We start from the raw sequence: 249 nt of genomic DNA, 5'->3' as shown, positions 1-249 counted from the left end.
CCACCAGCTTGAAATCCAGGTTGATGTAGGTGGTAGTCACATGCGCAACCGCCGTGCCGACCCCGGCTTCATTGAATAAGAGCCCAAGCATCGCCAGCATCTGCGGGAGCACCATGGCCCAGCCCAAGGCTTCGGTCAGGCGCCGGGATTCACGCAAGGCTTGCACCGGCGTATCGCGAGTCAACCAACAGGCCAGACCGAGGGCGATCAGGCAACCGACACCGAGGGATACAAAGGTGGTGTTTTTCG

At 60.2% G+C, this 249-nt stretch carries 1 protein-coding gene; it reads right to left on the bottom strand.

Features of this window, described 5'->3' with window-relative positions; genetic code table 11:
• Positions 1-249, bottom strand: a 249-nt coding sequence (locus KZZ04_RS20240) for a 5-oxoproline transporter, DUF979 family subunit (protein ID WP_219424043.1), incomplete at both ends; no start/stop codon positions are given.

Origin of the sequence: Pseudoalteromonas sp. CR1 (genome assembly GCF_019392235.1) — a bacterium.
Classification (GTDB): Bacteria; Pseudomonadota; Gammaproteobacteria; order Enterobacterales; family Alteromonadaceae; genus Pseudoalteromonas.
This window is presented reverse-complemented; position numbering and strand designations above follow the sequence as displayed.